Below are 8,789 nucleotides of genomic sequence, written 5' to 3' on the forward strand. Positions count from 1 at the left end.
AAACCTGCTACAGGATTTACAGGAACTATAGATGATATTACCTACACCATTTCTGATGGAAATGGTGGTACAGATACCGCTATTTTAAGCTTAAATGTAATTGACAATTTTGGAAACAGTACGTTTGCAAATGATGATGCCAATGCTGCTAAGCAAGGAGTAAATATAGAAGGGAACATCAAAACAAACGATTTTGATCTAGAAGGAAATACACAAACTATTTCTTCACCTTCAGCTTCTTTTGGAGGAACAAATACACCAATTACTCTAGGAACAGCAACAGCAATTTCAGGAGTAGGTACTTTAACTTTAAGCGCAGATGGAAAATACACCTTTGTTCCTGAGCCTAATTTTGTAGGAACTGTTCCCGTAACATATAGTACCTGTGATAACGGAACGCCACAAGCATGTGACAAAGCTACTTTGTATTTAACTTCTATTCCGTTAGACGTTATTCCAGATATTGCTGCAGAAAATGACATCAACCAAATACCACAAGACACTGTGATAAATGGGGCTTTATTAACGAATGATGAAGGTGTAGCAAGTGTAACTGCTACAGGATTTACTTTAGGAACTGCAAAAACAGTTGCTGGAGTTGATGAAAATGGGAATAATGTTGCTAACGCAGGTTCTTTAACTATTAACGGTAATGGTACATATACCTTTACTCCTACTGCAGGTTTTACAGGAACTATTAATCCGGTAACATATACAGGAAAAGGCGCAGGTGTTGACACGAATGATGCTCTATTATCTATTGAAGTTATTCCTAACACTCAGCCAGCGGGTAACAATCCGCCAACAGCGCAAAATGATGTAAATACAACAGAAATAAATACAACAGTTACTTCAACAATACTTAACAACGATTCTGACCCTGATGGAGATAATATCGTTATCACTAGTGCTTCTATAAAAGATGGAGCAGGTACTGATATTCCTTTTACTTTTGGAACGGCTAAAACTGTTACTGGTAAAGATGAGAATGGTGTTGCTATTGCAAATGCTGGTACGGTTAAAGTAAATGCAGATGGGTCTTATGAATTTATACCTGCTACTGGTTTTACAGGATCTGTAGATGATATTACCTACACTGTTTCTGATGGAAATGGTGGTACAGATACTGCTACTCTTAACTTAAATGTAATTCCTAATTTTGGAAACAACACTTTTGCAAATGATGACGCTAATTCTGCTACGCAAGGAACAAGTATGGAAGGAAATATTGTTCTAAACGATTTCGATCCGGAATTAAATATGCAAACGATATCTTCGGCTTCTATAAATGGAACGTCAATTACTGTGGGAACTGTTGCTGTTCCTGTAGTAAATACAATTGCAGGTGTGGGTACAGTTACCATCAATACAGATGGTTCTTATAACTTTGCTCCTGATGCTAATTTTACAGGAACTGTTCCCGTAATTTACAGTACCTGTGATAACGGAACGCCACAAACATGTGATGAGGCTACTTTGTATTTAACTTCTATTCCTGCAGGTTTTACTGCAAAAAATGATATCAACCAAACGCCGCAAGATACTGCGGTAAACAGTTCATTAACTACAAATGACCAAGGAGGTAATATAACCGTAACTTCTGTTCTTATAAATGGTAATCCTACAGCTTTTGCTGTACCTGCAGGAAATACAGGTGTTACTATTAATAATGTGCCTGGTATAAACAAAGAAGGTTTTGCTGTTACCAATGCTGGTTCTATAATTATTAAAGAAGATGGTACATATACCTTTACACCTAGCCCTGGTTTTACAGGAACTATAGACCCTATAACCTATACAGGTAAAGGTGATGGTATTGCTACAGATACCGCTACTATATCTATTGAAGTGTTGCCTAATGAACTACCTAGTAGTAATCCGCCAACGGCGCAAAATGATGTACATACTACAGAAGTAAATACAACGGTAAATTCTACGGTGCTTTCTAATGATACCGATCTAGAAGGAGACAATTTAACGATAACATCTGCTACAGGGGTAACTATTAATACCCCAACAACGGTTACTGGTAAAGATAAAACGGGAGCTACGGTTGCAAATGCAGGTACTGTTCAATTAAATACGAATGGAACTTATGAGTTTATTCCTGCTGCTGGTTTTACAGGAACTGTAGATGATATTACCTACACCATTTCTGATGGAAACGGTGGTACAGATACTGCTATTTTGAACTTAAATGTAATTGACAATTTTGGAAACAGCACTTTTGCTAATGATGATGCTCATACGGCACCACAAGGAACTACAATGACTGGAAATATTTTGACTAATGATTTTGATCCAGAAGGGAACCCACATACTGTTACTTCGTTTTCTATTAAAATAGCAAATACAACAAGTACGAATGCAACTGATGGATCCGCAACAATAGGTAGTGTTGGTACAGTTACTTTAGTTAGTGACGGAACTTATACTTTTGTACCAGTTGCTAGTTTTATAGGCACTGTGCCTGTAACATACATTAAGTGTGATAACCAATCGCCACAAGCATGTGCAGAAGCTACGTTGTATTTAACGTCGGTTCCTAAAGCCATTAAGACAGACGTTATGATAACACAAGTGTATCAGTTTGGTGCTGATAGCGATACTAATAAGGAAAGATGGATAGAAATTACCAATATAGGTACAACAGATGTTCCTGCAAACACCATTCATGTTCAGTTATATAAAGATAAAACAGGAGACCAAACAAACAACAATCCAGATGTTTCTTATACAGTTACTACTTTACTAGAAGCTGGAAAATCTGTCTTATTTAAAAACGTATCAAATAATACTTTAATAGCCAATTCTGAATTAGCTACTGATGCTACAGTTGTATTAAATGCTGCATTAACAGATTTAGATGATGCCGTTAATGATATTATTACGCTATCTACATCAACAACTTCTTCATGGGCAAATAGATATGATGTGGTTTCTAATATAAACAACAAAACTTCGGTTGTTAGAATAGATGAAAGGTTAACACCTAATAAAAACTATGATGCAAATGAATGGGTGGTATTTATAGATGATGCAATAACACCTTACCAGCCAATTGAAGAAACTACAGTTGCAGGAATTAAAAGACATCCTCAAGATGCTTTAATCTCAGAAATAAAAAACTCTAGTAAAGAAGCAAATACGTTGTTAGGTTTACACAGAATTAATATTACAACCTCTAACTCTAGTAGCAATACTTGGACGAACGGTTTCCCAGACAGATCTCGTTCTGTAGTAATTGATCAAGATTTTGAGCATACCGGTAGTAGATTAAGTGCTAGAAAACTAAAAATTGATGCAAGTACAAAATTAACAGTAACAGATCAATTATTAGTGGTTACTAATGAGATTACTTTAGACGGTAATATTCGTTTAGCTGGTACATCTGCACAATTGGTACAAACGCATGCAACCACTACTAAAATAAGTGGTAACGGTAAACTGTTAGTAGATCAAAATTCTACAATACCTAGTTTATACAGATATGGATATATGAGTTCTCCGGTAACTTCTATTGGCATTAATTACACTTTAGAAAATGTGTTAAAAGATGGTACAACTCCACTAAATGCAACGGGTATAGTAGGTACTACTATTGCTAAAAACATTAAATTTATAGATGGCTATGATGGAGATACTACAGATCCTATTTCATTAGCTAAATATTGGATATATACCTATGCACCTTCTTCTAATGGTAGAGCTAATTGGGCACATAAAAATGAGGATGGTGAGATTGCTCGTGGTGAAGGATTTATTTTTAAAGGTCCAGGAGCACCACAAAACTATACCTTTATGGGAACACCTAATGATGGAAACTTTAGCCCTTCAATTATAGCTGCAGGTAACGATTATTTAGTTGGTAACCCTTACCCATCGGCTATAAACGCAAGAAAGTTTATTGAAGACAACTTAAATGAAACTACCGGAACTCTTTATTTCTGGGAACATAAAGAAAGTAAACTTGGTGAGGGTACCGGAATAGATGGACACATATTTGGTGGGTACATTGGTGGGTATGCAACACTTAACTTAGGTGGTGGAGTTGCTGCAGATGTTCCTGCAAATACAACAAATGATAACAATGGTACTTCTGGGTTAGAAAGCACTACTGCATATACAACGCCACTTCCATACATTGCAATCGGACAAGGTTTCTTTATTGAGGCAGATGCTGGTGGAACAATTGATTTTAACAACAGCCAAAGAGCGTATGTTACAGAAGGTGCAAAATCGGTATTCTTTAAAGGAACTCAAAAAACAAGTAAAACGGAGAGTAACCTATTGCCTGTAATTAAATTAGGTTTCGAATATAAAAACGAGCAAGATTTAATGATACACCATCAAATAGCAGTCTCTTTTCAAGAAACAAATTCTTTTGCTTTTGATAAAGGGTATGACTCTAAAGTATATGAAACTGGTAAAACAGACATCTATTTTAAATTCCCTTCGGATGACAAGGATTATGTGATTGCTGGAGTACAAGAAATATCTGATGACTTAGAAGTTCCTTTAGAAATTAAAATGAACTATACAGGGCAAGTAAATATCATGGTAGATGAATTACAAAATGTTTCTAAGAACATTTATGTTACAGACAAACTTACTGGTACTTCTTATAATGTTAAAGAACAAAAAAACACGTTAACCTTAGAAAAAGGAACCTATACAGATCGTTTTGTATTAACCTTTAAAGAAAGTAGCGCCCTTAGTTTAGAAGATGAAATTTTAGCTGCATATACCAATATCTATGCAGACAATGAAAACAACCAAATTGTAATTTCTAAAAATAGTGAAGTAGCAATTAAAAAAGTAGAGTTGTTTAATGTGATTGGTAAAAAAGTAAGTCTTTGGAATATTAAAGAACAAAAAGAGACTTACCAATTAGATATTAAAAAACAGATACCAACAGGTGTTTACATTGTAAAAATGAATACCAATAAAGGAACCATCAATAAAAAAGTGGTTATTGAGTAACAAATAAAAAACTATCAATTTTTTAAAATTGATAAAATATTAAAGCCTATTAAAAGAAATCTCTTTTAATAGGCTTTTTTTTTATTGTTAATAATACCAAATAATAAAATAATTAATAAAAATATTTTTATGTTATTTTTAACAGAAATGTGACTTTTTAAACTTAACGGTGTCACACTTATGGTGCCTAGTTAAAAAATATAACTACTTTTGCACCTTTAATTTTTTCTAATGATGAATACATATCTAAAATAAACGGAATTAATACGCGAATAAACCAATAGTAAGTACCTGTCTAAACAGTCTTTTACTGGTGGTTATTTACAAACAATAATTATATATAAACTACAAATAAATACTCTTATTACAAATAATTACTCTTAAAAATGACAAAAAAAATTCAATTAACTCTAAGTAAAAAACTATTTTTACTATTAGCCTTTTTTCTATTAATTTTTACTAATAATAACTTGAGTGCACAATGTATTGGTCCTGCTAATGATTGTGATAATGATGGTGTTCTTAATGTAAATGATAACGATGATGATAATGATGGTATTTTAGATACAGAAGAATGTATATTTACTGATAAGCAAGCTACTAGAGTAGGAAGTGGTAATACTAATAACCCTCAAACATTTCAGTTTGTAGCAACACCTACAACTACTGTTACTATTAGTACAGATACAGGTGTATTTATAAGCGGTTCATTTAATAGGTTCGGGTTTAATGAAACTACTACTGGTAACGGTACTTATACTATAACTTTTGGAGAAGAAGTTTCTGATATAAATCTATTACCAGACAGTGTTGGAACAAATAATGATGGTAGTCTTAATACAGCAACAGCTGGAATAGATTTTACAGGACAAGCTCTTTTTGGAAATTTCTCGGCCATTTTAGCAAACGGGACAACTATGTCTAATCTTGCGGTATCTATATCAGTAAATCCCGTGGGACAGCCCGAACTAGTAGGGCAAACAGTTATAGGTGGAAAAACATATATAACAGATTTAACGGCGAATAACACCCAAGCCAGCGGTACAATTTCTTTTCCTTCATTAATAGGCAAAAATGTAAAAAGTTTAACATTTGATAGTATTGGAGATGGAATAGGCCCAGTGTTATGGTTAGGTATAAAAGCTTCAAAATGTTTAGACACAGATGGAGATGGTATACCTAATAAATTTGATACAGATTCAGACAACGATGGCTGTTCTGATGCAGATGAAGCCTATTATATGGCACTTACTAATCCTGGTGCAGACACAGATAATAATGGCTATTATGGATCTGGTACTCCTAACGTAAATAGCACTAATGGTAGAGTAAACGGTGCTTCATACAGCACACCAAATCCATATTATTTAAAAGCAAACATAAATACTTGCGATGATAATGACAAAGATGGTGTTACAGATTATGATGATTTAGATGATGATAATGATGGAATTTTAGATACTGATGAAGGATATGTTAGAACCACTGGTCAGCCAGTTTGTGCAGGTCAAACTACATTAAACTTTAATAATGCCTATTCAGAAGAGTCTGGAGATGGAAATATTAATACTTTTTTAGAAGGCGAAGTTTTTAGGTTTCCTAATGTAGCAAGTGGCATTGATGCTTTAGTTACTATTGTAAAATTTAATAATATAACATCTTTACCTAAACTAGATGATAATGCAAATGGAAACGCAAATGCTTTTCAACCACAATCTCAATTTAATTTAGCGAACATTGGAGATCAAGCATGGACAGAATATAAATTTGATTTTGTTACTACAGGTACAACTACCTCAGTAACAGTAGCAAAATTCTTTGCGAATTTTAATGATGTAGATGGTAACGCTAATTATGGAGAACAAAACTGGTCTCAATTACCAGTAGATTATGTAGTAAACAACCCAACAGAATTAACGATAACACAACCTCCAACATGGATTGTTGGAACAGCTGGTTTTAATGAATATCCATCTGTAACAAACCTATATCCACAAGTAAATTACTCTACCGAGCATAGTGGATCTTCTTATATTATTAGATTAGGAGCCGTAGCAAGAAAAGCAGGTGCTAATGGAAACGGAAGACAGCATCAAGTAGAATTTACATGTATTAGTAATTTTATAAAACCAGATAATATTACAATTTTAGATACCGATGGAGATGGTATACCAAACCATTTAGATTTAGATTCAGATAATGATGGTTGTTCTGATGCAGATGAAGCGTATTTTGGTAGGGTTGCAAATGCAGACGCAGACGACAACGGTTATTATGGTTCGGGTACACCAACGGTAAATAATGTTGGTAAAGTAACTGTTGCAGCATATGGAACACCAAATGCATATTATATAGATGGAAATGTAAATGCATGTAGTGACAATGATAATGATGGCATACCAGACAATGCAGATTTAGATGATGACAATGATGGTATTTTAGATGCAGATGAATGTTCAATTCCTACATTAGCAAATAATGGTTTCGAAACATATGATGTTACAAAAGCAACAGCTATTTTTGGCGAACCAGCTGATAAGGTATCTTATTTATTTAATCAAACAGATATTGAAGGATGGCAAACAACTGCAACAGATGGTCTAATTGAAATTTGGGAATCTGGTACTGTTGGAGTCATATCACATGAAGGAGAAACTCATGCTGAATTAAATGCCAACGAAGGCGCACAATTATACAGAGATATAACCACAATTCCAGGTTCTATTATTACCTGGTCTATTTGGCATAGAGGAAGAGATGGAGTAGATGAAGCAAGAGTTCTAATAGGTTCCTCAACTGGTACTTTAGTAGAAGTTAAACAAATGAGTTCTGACAACACAGGTTGGATAAATTACAATGGAACTTATACGGTGCCAGTTGGACAAACTACAACTCGTTTTGGGTTTGAATCTATATCTACAACTGGAAACATTTCTTCTGGTAACTTTATAGATCTATTTCAATTAGAAGTGTGTCCAGACACAGATAATGATGGTATACCAAATAAATTTGATTTAGATTCAGACAACGATGGTATTCCAGATATCGTAGAAGCTGGTGGTGTAGATACTAATGGAGATGGTAAAGTAGATGATATTAATACAGACGGTACCTTAGTAAATGATATAGATAAAGATGGTTTAGACGATCGTTATGATGCAGATGTAGCAGGTGGTACTAATGGAAATGCAATTACAAACCCAGATACAGACAACGATGGTGTTCCAGATGCACAAGACTTAGACTCAGACAATGATGGTATTGCAGATATTGTAGAAGCAGGTGGTGTAGATACCAATGGAGATGGTGTAATCGATTACCCAATTGATGGAGATCCAATATCAATGGTAGATATAGATAAGGATGGTTTAGCAGACACGTATGATGCTGATGTTACAGGTGGAACTAATGGAACACCTATTGCTAATAAAGATTCAGATGGAGATGGTCTTTCAGATGCAAAAGACTTAGACTCAGACAATGATGGTATTCCAGATGTTGTAGAAGCAGGCGGTATAGATGCAAATGGAGATGGTAAAGCAGATAGTTTTGTAGATAATGATGGTGACGGTTTTAACGACCTTGTAGATGGTGATATAAACGGAACTAAAGACGATACAAAGGCTTTAATTATTACAGGTGAAGACGGTAATAGTGATGGTATTCCAGACAATTACCCGAATGGAGACACAGACGGAGATGGTATTTTAGACAGTAAAGACTTAGATGCAGACAACGACGGCATTCCAGATTTAATTGAAGCGGGTGGTGTAGATACCAATGGAGACGGACGTGTAGACACTGCA

The 8,789-nt window shown here is 34.6% G+C and carries 1 protein-coding gene and 1 pseudogene; both read left to right on the forward strand.

The annotated features are described in order from the left end of the window. On the forward strand, positions 1–4,983 hold a 4,983-nt coding region (locus GQS58_RS16675; RefSeq protein ID WP_166388003.1), incomplete at its 5' end, for an Ig-like domain-containing protein. 386 nt (positions 4,984–5,369) lie between these two features. Further along, positions 5,370–8,789 (forward strand): annotated as a pseudogene (locus GQS58_RS16680) (hypothetical protein); the annotation flags it as partial.

This window comes from Polaribacter sp. 11A2H (assembly GCF_011379025.1).
Taxonomy (GTDB): Bacteria; Bacteroidota; Bacteroidia; order Flavobacteriales; family Flavobacteriaceae; genus Polaribacter.